This is a genomic window from Cytophagaceae bacterium, assembly GCA_016722655.1.
Classification (GTDB): Bacteria; Bacteroidota; Bacteroidia; order Cytophagales; family Spirosomataceae; genus Leadbetterella.
Genome location: JADKIR010000004.1, coordinates 921,367 through 939,971, shown reverse-complemented (window position 1 = coordinate 939,971; position 18,605 = coordinate 921,367). Strand labels below are relative to the sequence as shown.

At 36.1% G+C, this 18,605-nt stretch carries 17 protein-coding genes; 16 read left to right on the top strand and 1 reads right to left on the bottom strand.

The window, feature by feature from the left end:
• Positions 1 to 92: 92 nt before the first annotated feature.
• The 16 genes from IPP61_04720 (at position 93) to IPP61_04645 (ending at position 16,651) form a co-directional block, all read left to right on the top strand.
• Complete coding sequence (locus tag IPP61_04720) at positions 93 to 1,295, top strand: c-type cytochrome (GenBank protein ID MBL0324473.1); 1,203 nt, start codon at positions 93 to 95, stop codon at positions 1,293 to 1,295.
• 37 nt (positions 1,296 to 1,332) lie between these two features.
• Positions 1,333 to 4,386, top strand: a complete 3,054-nt coding sequence (locus IPP61_04715) for a TAT-variant-translocated molybdopterin oxidoreductase (GenBank protein MBL0324472.1) — start codon at positions 1,333 to 1,335, stop codon at positions 4,384 to 4,386.
• Positions 4,387 to 4,442: 56 nt separating this feature from the next.
• Entirely contained in the window at positions 4,443 to 5,807 is a 1,365-nt protein-coding gene (gene nrfD / locus IPP61_04710) for a polysulfide reductase NrfD (GenBank protein MBL0324471.1), read from the top strand.
• Between the two features lie 36 nt (positions 5,808 to 5,843).
• Complete coding sequence (locus tag IPP61_04705) at positions 5,844 to 6,365, top strand: DUF3341 domain-containing protein (GenBank protein MBL0324470.1); 522 nt, start codon at positions 5,844 to 5,846, stop codon at positions 6,363 to 6,365.
• A gap of 18 nt (positions 6,366 to 6,383) precedes the next feature.
• Positions 6,384 to 6,989: a c-type cytochrome gene (locus tag IPP61_04700; GenBank protein ID MBL0324469.1), complete on the top strand. Its 606-nt coding sequence runs from the start codon at positions 6,384 to 6,386 to the stop codon at positions 6,987 to 6,989.
• Between the two features lie 41 nt (positions 6,990 to 7,030).
• Positions 7,031 to 8,326, top strand: coding sequence for a quinol:cytochrome C oxidoreductase (locus tag IPP61_04695; GenBank protein ID MBL0324468.1), 1,296 nt, complete (start codon positions 7,031 to 7,033; stop codon positions 8,324 to 8,326).
• A 156-nt stretch (positions 8,327 to 8,482) separates the two neighbouring features.
• A complete protein-coding gene (locus IPP61_04690; protein ID MBL0324467.1) occupies positions 8,483 to 9,610 on the top strand; it encodes a cytochrome c oxidase subunit II in 1,128 nt (375 codons plus the stop codon).
• An 8-nt stretch (positions 9,611 to 9,618) separates the two neighbouring features.
• Positions 9,619 to 11,493, top strand: a complete 1,875-nt coding sequence (locus IPP61_04685) for a cbb3-type cytochrome c oxidase subunit I (GenBank protein ID MBL0324466.1) — start codon at positions 9,619 to 9,621, stop codon at positions 11,491 to 11,493.
• Between the two features lie 55 nt (positions 11,494 to 11,548).
• Positions 11,549 to 12,493, top strand: coding sequence for a COX15/CtaA family protein (locus tag IPP61_04680; GenBank protein MBL0324465.1), 945 nt, complete (start codon positions 11,549 to 11,551; stop codon positions 12,491 to 12,493).
• Positions 12,493 to 13,374 carry a protoheme IX farnesyltransferase gene (gene cyoE / locus IPP61_04675; GenBank protein ID MBL0324464.1) on the top strand — a complete coding sequence of 294 codons (882 nt, stop codon included), beginning with the start codon at positions 12,493 to 12,495 and terminating at the stop codon, positions 13,372 to 13,374. The genes IPP61_04680 and cyoE overlap by 1 nt, the downstream gene beginning before the upstream one ends.
• A complete protein-coding gene (locus IPP61_04670; GenBank protein MBL0324463.1) occupies positions 13,371 to 13,946 on the top strand; it encodes a cytochrome c oxidase subunit 3 in 576 nt (191 codons plus the stop codon). The genes cyoE and IPP61_04670 overlap by 4 nt, the downstream gene beginning before the upstream one ends.
• A gap of 81 nt (positions 13,947 to 14,027) precedes the next feature.
• A complete protein-coding gene (locus IPP61_04665) occupies positions 14,028 to 14,789 on the top strand; it encodes a cytochrome c oxidase subunit 3 (protein ID MBL0324462.1) in 762 nt (253 codons plus the stop codon).
• A 22-nt stretch (positions 14,790 to 14,811) separates the two neighbouring features.
• Positions 14,812 to 15,135, top strand: coding sequence for a cytochrome C oxidase subunit IV family protein (locus IPP61_04660; protein ID MBL0324461.1), 324 nt, complete (start codon positions 14,812 to 14,814; stop codon positions 15,133 to 15,135).
• Positions 15,135 to 15,815, top strand: coding sequence for an SCO family protein (locus tag IPP61_04655; protein ID MBL0324460.1), 681 nt, complete (start codon positions 15,135 to 15,137; stop codon positions 15,813 to 15,815). The genes IPP61_04660 and IPP61_04655 overlap by 1 nt, the downstream gene beginning before the upstream one ends.
• Before the next feature lie 79 nt (positions 15,816 to 15,894).
• On the top strand, positions 15,895 to 16,350 hold the full coding sequence (locus IPP61_04650) for a DUF420 domain-containing protein (GenBank protein ID MBL0324459.1): 456 nt from the start codon (positions 15,895 to 15,897) through the stop codon (positions 16,348 to 16,350).
• Between the two features lie 31 nt (positions 16,351 to 16,381).
• On the top strand, positions 16,382 to 16,651 hold the full coding sequence (locus IPP61_04645; GenBank protein ID MBL0324458.1) for a hypothetical protein: 270 nt from the start codon (positions 16,382 to 16,384) through the stop codon (positions 16,649 to 16,651).
• 124 nt (positions 16,652 to 16,775) lie between these two features.
• Here the strand turns inward: IPP61_04645 and IPP61_04640 are convergent, their stop codons facing one another.
• A complete protein-coding gene (locus IPP61_04640) occupies positions 16,776 to 18,497 on the bottom strand; it encodes a thrombospondin type 3 repeat-containing protein (GenBank protein ID MBL0324457.1) in 1,722 nt (573 codons plus the stop codon).
• Between the last annotated feature and the right edge of the window lie 108 nt (positions 18,498 to 18,605).

Here is an 18,605-nt window from a genome sequence, read left to right as displayed (position 1 = left end):
TTTTATGTCAGAAAAATAATAATACATACTTTGAAAGAAAATATTCCTACATTAGCTTTGCATCTTGAAAAATTGCAATATTATATTTTAAAATGATTAATAATATTTCGAAAAAATTACTATCCTTCATCATCGTATTTTCTTCCTTCCAGGTGAGCCTTATGGCTCAAGATGGCGATGCTGCTGCAGGCGAAACTCTTTTTAAGAATAATTGTGCTCAATGTCATGCTACTGATGCCTCAGTTATTGTGGGTCCTGGTATGTCAGGCATTGAAGACAGGAGAGATTTTGCATGGATTAAAACATGGATAAACAATCCCGCCGCTGTTATCTCAAGTGGGGACAAGTACGCCGTTGAGTTATATGAAAAATATAACAAAACTCAAATGACAGCCTTCCCTGCATTTGGTGACGCTGAGGTGAAAAACATTTTGGCATACATCAAACAAGCTAATTCGGCTCCCGTTGCCGCACCAGCTGCCGAAGGTGGAGCAGCAGTTGAAGCACAAGATACCGGAGGAGGTCAATTCTTCAATATTGTATTGGTAGTTTTACTTGTCATTATGGCCTTGGTTTTGGTGGCTCTTTTGGCTGTATTAAATCTCCTTACCCGTCTTTCCACTCCGGAAGGTGGCGAAGAATATAAGAGCCCTATGGATGCTCTGAAAGCTAATCTTAAAGGACTGGCTTCTGACAATACCATTCGCACAGCAGCAGTATGGTTATTTATAATTCTTGCCACAAAGGCATCTTTAGATGGAATGTTTAAGATAGGAGTTCATCAGGGTTATGCACCTCAACAACCGATAAATTTCTCGCATAAGCTTCATGCGGGGGATATGGCTATCAATTGTGCGTATTGTCATACCGGTGTTTATAAAGGGAAACAATCTGGCATTCCTTCTTCAAGTATTTGTATGAACTGCCACAATACCATTAAAAAAGAATCTCCTGAGATTCAGAAAATATATGCGGCAATAGAAAAAAATCAGCCAGTTGAATGGGTTAGGGTTCACAATTTACCGGATTTAGCATACTTCAATCACTCTCAACACACCCAGGTTGCTGGATTAGATTGTGCCAACTGTCATGGTGATATCGCCAAAATGGAAGTTGTAGAGCAACGTACGACCCTTACTATGGGCTGGTGTATTGATTGCCATAGGAAAACAGATGTAAATGCAAAAGGGAATGCATATTATGATGCCATATTGACAGCACATAATAAGACCTCCAAAGAAACTATGAAAGTTGAAGACATTGGTGGACTTGAGTGTGCCAAATGTCATTATTAATTTAAAGAAATACAAAATCATTTATATAGAATAACTCATGGAGAATACTAATAAAAGGTATTGGAAAGGTGTTGAAGAGTTAAAAAACGATATAGAACTCGTAAAGAATTCTGAAAGAGAGTTTAATCTTGAAGGCTTGGAGTCTGGAACGTATCGAAGAGATTTTCTTAAAATGTTGGGTTTTGGAGTTGCTGCGGTTTCGCTTGCGGCATGTGATGCACCGGTTAGGAAATCAATTCCATACTTAAATAAACCTGAAGATGTAGAGCCTGGTATTCCTAATTACTATGCATCTTCCTACAATGTAGGAGGTAATTATGCCAGTGTTTTGGTAAAAACCAGAGAAGGAAGACCTATAAAAATTGAAGGTAATAAGTTATCTGGAGTTACAAAAGGTGGTGTCAATGCTCAGGTACATGCCTCTGTTCTTTCACTTTATGATTCTCAAAAATTAAAAGATCCTAAAAAAGAAGGTAAAAAGACAACCTGGGAAGAGCTTGATAAAGATATTTCTAACGCTTTAGCTACTTCTCAAAACGTTAGAATTGTATCTAATACTATTTTATCGCCTACCACAAAAGCCGTAATTGCTGATTTTGCAAAGAAATATCCTTCTACAAAACATATTACCTATGATGCAAATTCAGCGTCAGGTTTAATAGAGGCCAATGCTTCAAGTTTTGGAAAAGCTGTAATTCCATCCTTTCTTTTCAATAAAGCCAATGTAATAGTTGGTGTTAATTGTGACTTCTTAGGAACCTGGATTAGTCCAATAGAATACTCAGCTCTTTGGGCAGAAGGTAGAAAAGTAAGTAGTGCTAAAGGTGGTAAAAAGTCGATGTCACGTCATTACCAGTTCGAAACCGGGATGACAATAACAGGAGCCAATGCAGATTACAGAGGAGCTATTAAGCCATCTCAGGAAGGATTATTTTTGGCTAACCTTTTTAATAAGCTAGTTGGAATTCTTGGAGCCGGTACAGCACTCTCTGTAGCTAAGTTTGATTCACAGTATTTGGATAAATGTGCTAAAGACCTTGCCGCCGCAAAAGGAGCAGGTTTGGTGGTAAGTGGTTCAAATGATGTTGCAGTTCAGACACTTGTAAATGGTATCAACAGCCTGCTTGGAAATGTTGGAAATACCATTGATTTTGGAACTACTGTCAACTATCGTCAAGGAAGTGATGCTCAGTTGACTCAATTTGCTTCTGAATTAAAATCCGGTGTCGTTGATGCAGTGATTTTCCTAGGTGCTAATCCAGTGTATGATACATTAAAGGGTACTGATATAGCTGAAGGTTTGAAAAAAGCTAAGTTGAGTGTTTCAATTTCTGAAACTGAAACTGAAACTGCCAAACTTTGTAAATTTATAGCAACAAGTACTCATTTTCTTGAATCCTGGGGTGATGCAAATCCTAAAACGGGATTTTATTCTTTGATACAACCTTGTATTTCAAATATATTTAATTCTCGTCAGGCTGAATCCAGTTTACTGACATGGGCTGGCCAATCGTCTGATTTTCATGCTTATCTGAAATCAAATTGGAAAGCCAATATTCTTGGTGGAGTTTCATGGACCAAAGCACTTCATGATGGTGTTTTAGAGTCACCACTATCAGTAGTTTCTGGAGCCAATTTTACTGGTAACCTTGCAGGTGCTGTGGCTTCTCTTAAATCAGGAAAAGGAATAGAACTTTCGGTTTTTGAAAGTGTAACTGTTGGAACAGGAATTCAGGCCAATAACCCATGGTTATTGGAGACTCCGGATCCTATCACAAAAGTTACCTGGGAAAATACTGCTTCTGTATCTCAAAAAACTGCAGCTGATTTGGGATTAACTGCCGGAGATTGGGTAAATGTAACTGTGGGAAAAGTGACAAAAGAACTTCCTTTGGTTATTCAGCCTGGTCAGGCCAATGATACTGTGTCAATTGCAATGGGTTTTGGCAGGACATCTGCCGGCAAAGCAGGAAATACAGGAACCGAAGTTTTAAGTTTTCTTGCCGGTGCTCCTTCAGCCTCTAACCTGTGGGTGGGAGATGTAAAAATTGAAAAAACTAAAAGTGGTTATACTTTGCCACAAACCCAAACTCACGAAACCTATATGGGTCGTGAGGCAGTAGTACAGGAGACTATTCTTAGTAAATACGTAAAAGACGTAAAAGCAGGCAGATACGAACCAAAAATCAGTACATCTGAAGGTTTGCAAAGACCATACTCAATCTCCATGTGGAATGGTCATTCCAAGAAAAATCACAGCTGGGGAATGGTAATCGACCTTAATACTTGTACGGGTTGTTCTGCATGTTTGGTGAGTTGTCAAGCTGAAAACAACGTTCCTGTTGTTGGGAAAGTTGAAGTTGCCAGAGCCAGAGAAATGCATTGGATAAGAATTGACAGGTATTACAGCTCAGATGCTCCTCATGAGCAAGGCTATAGCGTTGGTGGATTCAAGGCAATGGAAATCGCTTCAGAAAATCCGGAGGTTGTTTTTCAACCAATGATGTGTCAACATTGTTCAAATGCTCCATGCGAAACTGTTTGTCCTGTTTTAGCTACCACTCATAGTTCGGAAGGTTTAAATCAAATGACTTATAACCGTTGTGTTGGTACGAGATATTGTGCCAATAACTGCCCTTATAAAGTGCGTAGATTTAACTGGTTCAAATATTTTGAAAACGATAATTTTGATTATAACCTGAATAATGATTTAGGTAAAATGGTTCTTAATCCTGATGTAACTATCAGATCAAGAGGGGTTATTGAAAAATGCTCTATGTGTGTTCAGAGGATTCAGGCTGGTAAACTTACTGCAAAAAGTGAGAAACGTCGTCCTTTTGATGGCGAAATTGAAACTGCTTGTTCTCAATCTTGTCCAACCGGAGCAATTGTTTTTGGAGATATGTTGGATCCAAATACCAAAATTTCAAAATTATTAACTGAGGAAGCTGAGGGTAGGGCTTATCATGTACTAGAAGAATTAAACGTGATACCTCAAATTAGTTACCTTTCTAAAGTTAGAAATAAAGATGAGCAGAAAAGTTCTGATACAGTTGCATCTGTTAAGCACACTGAAGAGCATGCTCATTGATTTTATAAAATAGATTTTTAAATAAATAAAGTTCCTGAAAATTCTAGGATATAATTATGTCAGTAGTTTCACCAATTAGAGAACATCTAGTAACCGGAGGAAAAACTCACCACGATGTTACTGAAGATATTTGCAGACATGTAGAAGCCAAACCTACCAAAGAATGGAAAATAGCTTTAACTATTTCTATCCTTGTACTTCTTTATGGTACTGGTTGGGTACTTTGGACATGGTGGGAAGGTCTGGGTGTATGGGGTCTTAATAAAACCGTAGGTTGGGCATGGGACATCACAAACTTTGTTTGGTGGGTGGGTATAGGTCATGCAGGTACATTGATTTCGGCCATACTTTTGCTTTTTCGTCAAAAGTGGAGAACATCTGTTAACCGTGCTGCAGAAGCAATGACAATTTTTGCGGTTATTTGTGCGGCCTCATTCATTGTAATGCACATGGGTCGTCCATGGTTGGCATTATGGGCATTACCACTACCAAATACTTTCGGATCACTCTGGGTAAACTTCAACTCTCCGCTTGTTTGGGACGTGTTTGCAATATCAACGTATTTTTCAGTTTCTTTGCTATTTTGGTTTATTGGATTAATTCCTGACCTTGCCACAATCAGAGATAGAGCAACAGGTATCAGAAAAACTATTTATGGAGCCTTGTCTTTAGGTTGGACGGGAGGAGCCAAAACCTGGGCCAGATATGAAGATGTTTCCTTAATATTGGCAGGTTTATCTACTCCACTTGTTCTTTCGGTACATACTATTGTATCTTTTGACTTTGCAACTTCCGTAATTCCAGGGTGGCATACCACTATTTTTCCTCCTTATTTCGTTGCAGGTGCAATTTTCTCTGGATTTGCAATGGTTCAAAACCTAATGCTTATTACAAGAGTTGTTTACAAACTTGAGGATTATATTACAATTGAGCATATTAGTTTAATGAATAAAATCATTACTTTAACTGGTTCAATAGTAGGTGTTGCTTATATTACCGAATTTTTTATTGCAGCCTATTCAGGTGTGGAATATGAAAAATATGCATTTCTTAATCGTGCAACTGGTCCTCTATGGTGGTCCTATGCTGCCATGATGACATGTAATGTTTTGTCGCCGCAGGTATTCTGGTTTAAAAGTTTAAGAGAAAATATTGTAGTTTCATTTGTTATTGCTGTGGTAGTAAACATAGGTATGTGGTTTGAAAGATTTGTAATCATTGTGACATCACTTCATAGAGATTATTTACCTTCAAGCTGGACATATTTTACCCCTCGAATGGCTGATATCGGTGATTATATGTTCTCTTTTGGGTTGTTTGGAACATTATTCTTTTTATTCTCTAAATTTTTGCCTGTTATAAACATGGCAGAGGTAAAGGCAGTTTTAAAATCTTCATCGGAAAAAACATCTAACCATTGATTTACTGAATAAAAATTAAATTCGAAAATTCTTAAAATGGCAAATAAAAAATATATTGTAGGCATTTTTGATGACGAGGACGTTGTCAAAAACGCTGTCGGCAAAATCAGGGGAAGCAAAGTGAAAATACATGAAGTATTTTGCCCTTATCCGGTGCATGGTCTTGATTCTGTTTTAGGATATGACAGACCTAGAATGGGTGTTCCTGCCTTTTTATTTGGAATTACAGGTACTACTTTGGCTTTTTTACTTACTTTTTGGACTATGGGTATTGATTGGCCTATGAATATTGGAGGTAAAAACTTCTTTCCATTTCCAACAAATATTCCTATTGTATTTGAGCTTACGGTTTTATTAGCAGCATTTGGTATGGCATTTACATTCTTTTTTATGGAAGGTTTAGGTCCAACTTCAAAACCTTTGATTTTTGACATTAGAAGTACTGACGATAAATTTGCTATGGCAATTGATTTAAGTAAGAATACTTTAAGTGATTCTGAAATACAATCAATATTAAAAGAATCAGGGGCTTCAGAAGTAAGTGTAAAAGAAATTTGATAGTTTAATTCATTTAAAATGAAAAACAGAAAGTCATATATAATATTAGTTTTCAGCTTTGTTGCTGGAATAAGTTTGGTATCTTGTAATAAACATGAAGATACAGGATGGGAGTTTGCTCCCAATATGTATAACTCCAGAGCTTATGAGCCATTAACCCAAATTAATTCCAATTCAATCAACCCAGGTGGTCTTAATATGCGTAAACCGGTGGAGGGTACAGTTGCAAGAAGAAATTTTAATACGAAATTTACCCAGGAAGATGGTACCGTAGTGGAAGATCTTTTGGTTTATGATTTTGGGAAAGATGATTTGGCAATTGCTCAAAATGTTAAGAATCCTATTCAATGGTCTGAGACGGTAGAAGAAGAAGGTAAAGTGCTGTATGAAAGAAACTGTATGCATTGTCATGGTGAAAAAGGTGCAGGTGATGGTAAAGTCGCTGCCAAATACAAAGGTGTTCCTAATTATAGCTCTGATGCTTTAAAAAGTATATCTGCCGGACATATTTACCATGTTATTACCTTTGGTAAAGGACGTATGTGGCCACATTCTGCTCAGGTTACTCCAATAGAACGTTGGAAAATAGCTCATTATGTTGGAAGATTACAGATTGGCGGTTAAAAATATTTATTGAAAATAATAGAAAAGAAAAATTTAAAATAATGGCTCACAAGCACGAAATACCTTCATTAGACGAAACATTTGATTTTTCATCTTCGTCGAAAAGAAAGCTGGTCATCTCCGCTATTATTGGTGTGGCTTTGGTAATATTGGGTTATTTTTTGGTAGCAAAATTTGGTCATCATGAGGCTGCACATGGGGCAGACGCTCACGGAGGAGACCATCATGGTGCAACGGTTTTTTCAAGATTGATAGCCAATCTTTGGATGAACAGCGTGTATTTTGTTGGGATTTCTGTAGTAGGAGTATTTTTCTTAAGCTACAACTATGTAGCCAAAGCCGGGTGGTACACCTCTTTTAAAAGAGTTCCTGAGGCTTTTCCAGCTTTTATCATTGTACCGGCATTAATTATGTTGGCCTTATTTATTTATCCCGAATCAAGAAACGCAATATTCCACTGGACACATCACGGAATCATGGATCCGGCCAGTGAAAATTACGATAAAATAATTGCGGGCAAATCATGGTATTTAAATTTTGGATTTTTCCTGGTAAGAATGATAGCCTATTTTGCAGTTTGGTATTATTTATGGCTACAAATTCGCAAGAATTCTTTATTGGAGGATGAATATAATGATTTGGCTTATTACACCAAAAGCCGTAATTATTCTAAACTATTTCTTATTTTCTTTGCTGTAACCTCCTCAACAGCTGCCTGGGACTTTTCGTTATCAATTGATACACATTGGTTTTCAACTATGTTTGGCTGGTATCATTTGGCGTCATGGCATGTTGCTGGTATAGCAGCTATGATGCTAACAATTTTATTGTTAAAAGACCATGGTTATTTGAAAGCAGTAAATTTCAGTGCAATTCATGATTTGGGAAAATTGATGTTTGGTTTTTCAGTTTTTTGGGCCTATGTTTGGTTTAGCCAGTATCTTTTAATTTATTATGCCAATCTTCCGGAAGAAACAATTTACTTTCAGGAAAGGTTAAGTGGATATGGTGGCAGATATTTTTGGCCTTTTATGATAAATATTGTGTTGAATTTTGTTTTTCCGTTTCTTATTTTGATGGCTCGTGATTCAAAAAGAAATGTGACTTTTTTAAAATTGGCAACTGTTTCTATATTGATAGGTCATTGGTTTGATTTTTATCAAATGCATATGCCGGGTATTGCTAAAGACCAGGGTGGGATAGGTTTGATGGAAATCGGCACTACACTTACATTCGCATCTTTATTTATCTATTTTATTATGAATCAACTTTCTAAAGCTAATTTGATTGCCAAAAATCATCCGTTCCTTGAAGAAAGTTTACATCATGATATATAAATTTTGAAACAAAGACTTTAATTCTGGAAATAATTTTCCGGATTCTTAAATCCCTTTCCAAAAGAGAGGGATTTAATTGTGTAATAAAGTAAAGGACTTTGTGAATTGAATCGTTTTTTATAGTTTTAGGCCTTATTGATTAAATAAACAAGTAAAATGACAATTGTAATTGCAATTTTGGCGATAGTTTTTGTGATTTTGACCTTTTTGGTCGTTTCAAAAACATTATCAATCGCAAAAGGAATTCAGGATAATAAGACTGAAGAAAATGATGATTATCTTGGAAAACCAGGAAAATTTAATAATGCTAACGGTCTGGCATTGTTGGTTTTTTGGATTCTAAGTTTAATTGGTGTTTTCTGGTCATTTTTTTCTGCAAAAGAGAATTTCCTTCCGGAAGCTTCCTCAATTCATGGCAAACAAACTGACTTCTGGTTTTGGGTTTCGATGTCAGTAATTTCTCTTGCTTTTGTATTGGTTAATTCAGTACTTTTCTTTTTTGCCTATAGATACCGATATTCGAAAGATCGGAAAGTTTCATTTTATACCCATAATAATAATCTGGAAATCATTTGGACTTCGGTTCCGGCGATTGTTATGGCAGGTTTAGTATTTTCTGGCCTCAGAGTTTGGACAAAAATCACAGCCGATGCCCCACAGGACGCGGAAGTTGTGGAGATTATGGGAAAGCAATTTGCATGGTCTGTTAGATACCCCGGAGTTGATGACAATCAATTGGGGGGATATAATTTTAAATTAATGGATGATGCCAATGGTAATCCTATGGGTGTTGATTTTGCTGATGAAAAATCATTTGACGATTTTTCAAATTCATCAGAGTTGCATATACCAAAGGGGAAGCCGGTTTTGTTAAAAATTAGAGCCAGAGATGTACTTCATAGTGTATTTATTCCCCATATGAGAGTAAAGATGGATGCTGTGCCAGGAATGCCAACAAAGTTTTGGTTTGTTGCAGAAAAATCCACTGATGAGATGAGAAAAGATCTGGGTAAAGAAAATTTCAATTACGAAATAGCATGCACTGAGATTTGTGGAAGGTCTCATTTTGGAATGAAATTGTTGCTGGTTGTTGACGAACCTGCTGAATACGAAAAATGGAAGAGAAGTCAAAAGACTCTTTTGGCAGAGAATCCCAAATTGATGGAATTGGTGCCCGCCAATTTAAAGGCAAAAGCTCAAAAATATCTTCCGGTTGAAGAAACAGAGGTGGCTGAGGTGGTTGCCGATGCAAGTTTAAGTAATTCAAATAATGTAATTAAATAATTAAAGAGATGTCAGCTGTATCAGTAGAAAATGTACATACTCATGATGAGCATGCCCACGGCGAACATCATGAATTAGGTTTTATCAGAAAATATATTTTTTCTGAGGATCATAAAATTATTGCCAAACAATATCTGATTTCCGGAATTGTATGGGCTGTAATCGGAGGATTATTGTCTTTGATTTTCAGGTTGCAATTAGGATTTCCTGATTTGGATATGTCCTGGATGAGACCATTTTTAGGTGATTGGATAAATGAGTCCGGGAAACTTGACCCAAATTTTTATCTTGCATTGGTTACTATGCATGGAACTATTATGGTGTTCTTTGTATTGACTGCAGGACTAAGCGGAACATTTTCCAATTTTCTAATTCCGCTTCAGATTGGTGCCCGTGATATGGCTTCTGGTTTTATGAATATGCTCTCTTACTGGTTCTTTTTTGCTTCCAGTGTGATAATGTTCATTTCTTTGTTTTTAAAGAGTGGACCTGCCGGAGGAAGCTGGGTAATTTATCCGCCTTTAAGTGCATTAAAAGAGGCTAATCCCGGTTCCGGAGATGGTATGACACTTTGGTTAGTAGCCATGGCATTGTTTATCGTTTCAAGCTTATTAGGTGGTATTAATTACGTTACAACTGTAATTAATCTTCGTACCAAGGGCATGTCGATGGATAAGTTACCATTGACGATATGGGCCTTTACTTTCACAGCCATTTTGGGAATTTTGTCATTCCCTGTGTTATTGTCAGCTGCGTTATTATTAATTTTTGACCGTAGTTTTGGTACTAGTTTCTTCTTGTCTGATATTTATATCAATGGACAGGCATTGCCTAATCAAGGTGGAAGCCCTATTTTATTTCAGCACCTTTTCTGGTTTTTGGGTCACCCTGAGGTTTATATTGTAATTTTGCCAGCATTAGGTTTGACTTCCGAAATCATTGCTACGAACTCAAGAAAACCAATTTTTGGTTACAAAGCCATGATTTTCTCAATGGCAGGTATCATGTTCCTTGCATTTATAGTTTGGGCTCACCATATGTTTGTGACCGGTATGAATCCATTTCTTGGATCAGTATTTATGCTATTGACTTTGATTATTGCCGTTCCTTCCGCAGTTAAAGGGTTTAACTATATTACTACTCTTTGGAAAGGAAATATCATTTTTACCCCTGCAATGCTTTTTGCTATTGGTTTGGTTTCATTCTTTGTTTCTGGTGGATTGACAGGTATTATACTTGGAAACAGTGCTTTGGATATTCAACTACATGATACATATTTTGTAGTTGCACACTTTCACCTTGTGATGGGTTCAGCTGCATTTTTTGGTATGATTGCCGGTGTTTATCATTGGTTTCCTAAAATGTATGGCCGTATGATGAACAATACGCTGGGTTATATTCACTTCTGGATTACTTTTGCCGGGGTATATTTTGTATTCTTTCCGATGCACTATATTGGAATTGCCGGTTTCCCGCGTCGTTATTATCAATGGTCGGGATTTGACGCATTCAATTCATATGCTGATTTGAACGCAGTTATTACAATTGCCGCTATTCTTACATTTATGGCTCAGGGTATTTTTATTTATAACTTTGTATATTCAATTTTCAAAGGTAAAAAGGCAACTGAAAACCCTTGGAAATCAAATACACTCGAGTGGACTACTCCGGTTGAACCAATTCACGGCAACTGGCCTGGAGAATTGCCTACCGTTTATAGGTGGCCATATGATTATTCAAAACCAGGGGCCTCTGATGACTTTATTCCTCAAAATGTTCCTTTTTCGGCAACACATGAATCAAATCTTCCTGAAGAGGCAGAATTGATTAAATCTGAAAAAGAAATCGAGGGTATCAAGTTTGATACTTCAATTCACGATTAAAAATTAACAAAATACAAATGTACAATGGGGTAGTACCCGTTGTACTTTTTATATAATGGCCAATTTGTTTAGGAGGTTTGGTCTTTTAACAGTGGTTACTGTAATCGGTCTGATATTCGTTGGCGGATTTGTCAGGGCGTCGGGTTCAGGTATGGGCTGCCCAGACTGGCCCAAATGCTTTGGTTTGTGGATACCACCGACCTCAGTTGAACAATTACCTATAAATTACGCTGAGATTTATGGTGAAAAACTAAAGGGAGAAATTATTTTTAATCCAACTAAAACCTGGATTGAATATATAAACAGGTTATTTGGGGTATTAACCGGAATATTTATAATAATATCTGTTTTTTTCTCATTTAAAGCGTATTTTAAAACGAAACCTGTAATTTTCTATCTAAGTTTTTCAGCTTTCGTTTTGGTTCTTTTTGAAGGTTGGTTAGGAGCAAAAGTGGTTTCATCGGAACTGCATCCAACGATGGTTACAGTTCATATGTTATTGTCAATTATTATTCTTGGTTTACTTTTGTTTGCAGTACTATTTTCTTTTCAGCAAAAAGGACATTTAAAAGGTTTGAAGAAAAACAGAGAATTAAGTTTTCTGGTTGGAATTGGGATATTACTTACTTGTGGTCAGATAATATTTGGAACGCAGATCAGAGAAGGAATTGACATTGCACAAAAAACATTAGGTGAGACTGGTAGAGAACAATGGATTGATCATGTAATAGGGAAAGTTTGGTTTCATTCTGGTTTAGGTTTTTCAATTTTACTTATACAAAGTATTTTGTTTATAAAAATTAAAAATAATTTTAACCGTTTTGCAAGGCTTGTATCTTTAAATACTCTAATTGCTGTTCTATTAATTATTTTTTCTGGATTGGTTTTGACATTTGCAGGTTTTCCTGCATTAATTCAGCCATTTCATCTAACACTCTCAGTGATTATAATTAGTTTACAGTTTGTGAGCTTATTTCTTTTTAACACAAAAAACAATTGATGGAATCGCAATCTTTTAGTGTTGCATATTTTTTAAAAGCGAAAGCTATTTTTGAGCTTACAAAGTTCAGGCTTAGTAGTACTGTGGTATTCTCAAGCTGTATAGGGTTTAGTTTGGCTGCAAATCAGATTGACTGGTTGAAGCTTGTATTTTTTGCAATTGGTGCATTTCTAATAACAGCTTCAGCAAATATTATAAACCAAATAAAAGAAATTGAGCTAGATAAATTGATGAGTCGTACTTATCACAGACCTCTTCCAGATGGGAGGATTAGTGTAAATGAGGCGATTTTAGTGTCATTTATTTTTGGAATTTCCGGCTTGTCAATAATAGTATTTGGGTTCAATATAAAAGCCGGCATTTTATCTTTGATTTCTTTGATTCTTTATGGGTTTATTTATACACCACTAAAAAGGGTTGGGCCTATTGCTGTAGCAGTTGGAGCATTGCCCGGGGCTTTTCCTCCAATGATTGGATGGGTAGCATCATCCGGCACTTTTGGTTTAGAGCCCGGGATATTGTTCGCTATTCAATTTTTTTGGCAATTTCCGCATTTTTGGGCTATTGCCTGGGTTTTAGATGATGATTATAAAAAAGCCGGATTTAAACTTTTACCATCAAAGGGCGGTCAGGATTTAAATTCAGCTATTCAAATAACGATTTATACTTTATTTTTACTGCCTTTATGTTGGGTGCCTTATTATCTTGGAATGACTGGCATCAACTCCGCATTTGTAGCCATGGTTTGCGGAATATTTTTTACTGCTCAAACGCTCCATTTGATGCGTGAAAGAAGCAAAAAAGCAGCAACGAGGTTAATGTTCGGGTCATTTTTATATTTGCCAATAGTGCAGATAGCTTATTTAATGGATAAAATATGAAAAATATAGCTCTGCAGGAGCCCAAACCAATTTTAACAGTTAACAAATGGAAGTTTATCATTTGGCTGTTTATTGTGACGATAATAATGTTTTTTGCGGCATTTACCAGTGCTTATCTGGTTAGAAGAGCAGAAGGAAATTGGGTTGAATTTCAGATACCTGTGATTTTTTATTATAGTACGGGTATATTAATACTCAGTAGTGTTTTTATGCATTTATCATATCTGGCAACAAAAAAGGATGATTTTGTAAAACTAAAAATGTTTATCTCTCTAACCTTTGGGTTTGGGCTACTTTTTTTAGTTATGCAATATTTAGGTTGGCTTGATTTGCAATCCCAGGGAATATTTTTGAAAGGAAATCCTTCAGGATCGTTTTATTATGTTCTTACCGGACTTCACGGTTTTCACTTGATTACTGGCCTGGGCGTATTGTTGTATTCATTTATTGCATCAATAAAAATAGCTTTGCATTCAAAAAACATGACCCAAATAGAAGTATGTGCCACTTATTGGCATTTCCTTGATATTCTTTGGGTTTATTTGTTTTTGTTTTTATTATTTTTTAGATAATATTTAAATTCGAAATATTATTTTGGGTTTTTCCCAAATCATTTTTTTTATATTTGTCCAAAATCTTAAAAAATTGTTTTTATGGCAGTTGCTAAAACATCTTTAAACCCTGAACATTTAACCTGGCAAGGAGGTACCCAACCACTTAAAGTTGGTTATGGAAAGATAATGATGTGGATATTTTTATTGTCCGATACATTTACATTTTCAGCTTTATTGATTTCTTATGGTTTAATCAGGTTTGGTTCACCGAGTTTCAAGGACATAGTTCCCGAAATGACTCATAAAACTTTTGAATTATCATATAAATACTGGCCGGTTCCAGAAAAAGTGTTTGAAGCTGTTCCATTTTTACATGGAGTTTCTCTGCCATTGGTATTTGTAGGAATCATGACCTTTATATTGATTTTTAGCTCAGTTACTATGGTTTTGGCAGTAGAGGCCGGGCATAGAAGAGACAAAGCTGATGTTGAAAAATGGATGTTGTGGACAATATTGGGTGGAATTACATTCCTTGGATCTCAGGCATGGGAGTGGTCACATTTTATACATGGAACAGAGCACGGTTTAGTTTTGGCTGACGGAACCAGGTTTTTTGGAGCCAATCTTGCCAAAAATGAGTATGGCCCTGTACCTTTTGCCGACTTATTCTTTTTTATAACTGGTTTTCATGGTACTCACGTATTGTCAGGGGTTATTTTGAATATCGTAGTTTTTTATAATGCCTCAAATGGAGTTTATGAAAAAAGAGGACATTATGAAATGATTGAAAAAGTAGGACTTTACTGGCACTTCGTTGACTTGGTTTGGGTATTTGTATTTACATTCTTTTATTTGGTATAATTTTTTAAAATAAGATATAAAAATGGAAAGTCATAGCATTAATAATGAAAGACAAAAACCTCAGACCAAAGCTCTTTGGAAGGTTTTTTGGATTCTTCTAGTCATTACAGCTTTCGAATTTGCTGTTGCATTTGGGTTAGATGCTGATACGTTTAAATGGACAAAAATCCTGATATTTATTATCATGACAATAGTAAAGGCCTATTATATAGTGGGTACATTTATGCACTTGAAAGACGAAGTTAAAACCATGATTTGGTCTATTATTTTACCAGCACTTTTTGTGGTTTGGCTTCTGGTGGCATTAATTATTGAAGGTGGTTATATTGGTTTAGTTAGAAATTAATGTCAAATAAAAATATTAAGGCCGGAATACTCATAATAACTTTGGGTATTCCGGCTTTTGTTTTCCTGTTTCTTAAGTTTTTTGGAAAAAATAAATTTGATTTACCCTATTATTTTCCAAAAATCAATGAGATGGGAGAAGTAATTATAGTCAAAGGAGACACAGTTTTCAATCAGGTGCCAAAATTCATTCTTAAAAATCAGGATGGTCAGAAGTATGTTTTTGATAAAGATTCCTCTCAAGTCAAAGTAGTAAATTTCTTTTTTTCGCGGTGTGGTACAATTTGTCCTGTTACCAACAAAAATATTAATAGACTTTCTGAAAAGTTTAAAGATAAGTCAGTAAAATTCGTATCAATATCTGTGGATCCTAAATATGACCAGGCAGAGATTTTGAAAGCCTACAAGAATAAGTTTTTGTATAAAAACAAAAATTGGGATTTACTAACCGGAGACAAGAAGTACATTTATGAACTGGCGATAGGTGGGTTCAAGTTACCTGTTTCTGATGCTTCGGAATACGATAAGAATATTGAGAACATTGATGAAACCTTTATCCACTCAGAAAAGTTTTTATTGATAGACGATCAAGGCTATATTAGAGGTATTTATGATGGAACCAGCACTTCTGATATAGACAGACTTGTTGTTGAAACAAAAGTTTTACTAACTCATAATTAGATTTTTTGTGGAAAAGAAAAAGGAATCTTTATTGGTAATAAATATTATATCGGTTGCGATACCTATTGTAGTGGCTGTAATGCTGGGAATCAGAACTAAACTGGAATTTGGTGACTGGACGAAAGAACTGCCGTTTCTAAATGCTATAATTAATTCTTTGACCGCCATTTTTTTACTTATAGGGCTTTATTTTATTAAAAGAGGGGAAGTTGTTTTACACAAGCTATTTCTTTCTCTAGCGTTCTCATTTGGTGGCTTATTTCTGGTATTTTATGTATTATATCATATTAGCAATCCTTCAACGCCCTTTGGTGGTGAGGGTATAGTGAGATATATATATTATTTTGTTTTAATTTCTCATATACTTGCTTCTCTGTTGGTTTTACCTTTCGTATTGAGGGCTTATTACTTTGGTTGGTTTAGGATGGATTCAAAACATAGGAAAATTGTAAAAATTGCATTCCCTATTTGGTTGTATGTTTCTGTAAGCGGAGTAATTGCTTACCTTATGATTTCACCTTATTATAATTTTTAAAATATTAGCCAGATTTTTTTCTTTACGGTATATGAAAAAATGGTTGTTTTTTGTGTTTTTTCTTTTGCTACAATTGAATTCTTATGCTCAATGTGCAATGTGTCGTGCCACGGTTGAAAGTAATCTTAGCGAAGGTAGAGGTGTAATCGGCACCGGTTTAAATTTTGGTATTTTATATCTTTTAATAATACCTTATCTATCTATTGGTGTATTGATATTCCTTTGGTTTAAATATGGGAAAAAAGAACTTAAAGAAAGACTTGAAAGTGAGGCCAGAATAAAAGAGGTGTTTGGGAAATAGTTCTAGGCTATAAATTAAAAAAATTCAATAATTGATTAGATTTCAGATATTAAAGATTTTTTAAAACCATTATTCATAAAAAAAGCGGTCATTTGACCGCTTTTTTAGATTCTTTAAAAATCAATTATTTAAGAAGGAATTCAGTTCTTGAACCTGATTTTACACCGTTTGGAGTGGTGTAAAAACTATTAGGGTCTTCGTCGCCAAATCCATTATAAATCATTCTTGATTTGGAAATACATTTCTTTTTCATAAAATATGAATACACAGCACAAGCTCTTAATTTGGCGAGTCTCACATTTTGAGCATCGTTGCCACCATCGTTATAAGTGTTTATAGTCAACTGTGCATCTTTACATCTTCCCAATACATCGCATACTTGCTGAAGAGCTTTAAAGGATGTTGGTTTGATTTTGTTGGTACCGGGATAGAATTCTATACTTTGCGAAACAAAACTCAATTTGCTTAATTCATCACTGGTAATAACGCAGCCACTTGAAGACTTAAATCCTCTCATAGGAGCCAGTCCGTTTACATAGCCTTCAGGACAACCACCGTTGCTCATTAAACCGGCAACAGACGGGCATTTGTCTTTATTATCAGGCACACCGTCACCATCTGAATCAGGGCAACCATTGGCTGAGGCCAAACCTTTGACATTTAGACAATCGTCGTTGGCATCGGCAATACCGTCACCATCGGTGTCAGGACAACCGTTAAGAGAAGCAGGACCGGCCATATTAGGGCAAGCGTCGTCCTGGTCGGCAATACCATCACCGTCGGTATCAGGGCAACCTTTTAGTTCTTTTATACCGGCTACATCAGGACAAGCGTCGTCTTTGTCGGCTACGCCGTCATGGTCTCTGTCGGGGCAGCCATTAAGCAAAGCACTACCCACTACTGTAGGACAAGCATCGTTTTTGTCGGCTATGCCGTCACCGTCAGAGTCAGGACAACCTTTTAGACCAAAAGGGCCAACCACAGTAGGGCATTCGTCATCTTTATCAGGAACGCCGTCGCCATCGGTATCAGGGCAGCCCTGAAATTTGGGTAAGCCGGCTTCGTTGGTACAAACATCACATTTGTCAACAACTCCGTCTTTATCTGAATCTTTATCTCCGAATCTGTATGAACCAAGTACATTGGCCAAAAAATAACCGTCTTTACGACCCGAATTACCCGCAAGGCTAAGGCCATCGAGGTAGTCAGAAGTTGAGAACCTATAACCTGCCTCTGCACCTAAAGTTACTCTTCTTGAAGCATTATATTTAAAACCTAAACCTACAGGAATTACAGCAGCTATACGGTTGCTGAATTTATCCATTTTGGCAATGTCTGCATTAAGATCAGAAGCTCTGACAGGAAATGTGGCTCCTGCTTCCTGATATACCGTAGGGTTGCTGTAGGTAGCTCCTAAACCTCCAAATAAATAGGGGGAGATAGTTTTTTTCATAAAACCATCGCAAGTAAATCTTCTTTCTCTAAAAGGGTAGTATTCGCCCAGAACGGCAGCTTCAATAAAAGGAGTTGAAGAAAATTTTAATCTTCTATAGTCCCACAAGCCATTTGGATTGTCCAGATCGCGACCTTCCAATTTTCCAACAAGCACCTGAGGTCTGATAGTGAAAAAATCATTGATGTGTTTTCTGAGAAACAAACCTCCCATTAAATTATTTTGAGATGAATACGGTTCGCTGCAGTGCATATCACCAAAATATTGGTTAACACCAACCAAAGCCCCAATTTCCCAGGGATATGGCTTACAAACCGAACAAGAATCTTGTGCTTTGGTTGTTATGGATCCAAAAGCAAAGAAGGTAAATAGAATAAATAATAACTTCTTCATTTTATTGAATGATTAATTTACTTAATGAAATTACGAAAAAAATTCGTAATTGACAAATTTATTGCACGTATATAGAGACAAAAATATGCTATTTAGCATAAATTTAAA